The 376-nt window shown below is 64.9% G+C and carries 1 protein-coding gene; it reads left to right on the top strand.

The genetic code is table 11. The features are described 5' to 3' along the window. The coding region (locus SB764_RS38645) for an ABC transporter permease (protein ID WP_410866559.1) at positions 1-376 on the top strand (376 nt) is incomplete at both ends.

The raw sequence follows: 376 nt of genomic DNA, 5'->3' as shown, positions 1-376 counted from the left end.
CCGATGATCGTGCCGGTCGTCGTGGTCGGCGTCGGCATGTACCTGTTCTTCGCCCCGCTCGGACTCGCGAACACCTATACCGGCCTGATCGCCGCGCATGCGGCGCTCGGCGCCCCGTTTGTCGTCACGACCGTCGCGGCGACACTGCAGGGCTTCAACCATAACCTCGTGCGTGCGAGCCTGTCGCTGGGTGCGAATCCGGTTGCGACGTTCTTCCGCGTCACGCTGCCGGTGATCGCACCTGGTGTGATGTCGGGTGCGCTTTTCGCCTTTGCGACATCGTTTGACGAAGTGGTGGTCACGCTGTTCCTCGCGGGCGCCGACCAGACGACGCTGCCGCGTCAGATGTTCACTGGCATCCGCGAGAACATCAGCC

Source organism: Paraburkholderia sp. SIMBA_027 (genome assembly GCF_046535315.1).
Lineage (GTDB): Bacteria > Pseudomonadota > Gammaproteobacteria > Burkholderiales > Burkholderiaceae > Paraburkholderia > Paraburkholderia tropica.
The sequence above is the reverse complement of the archived record's forward strand: the minus strand, read 5'-3'. Positions and strand labels throughout refer to the sequence as shown.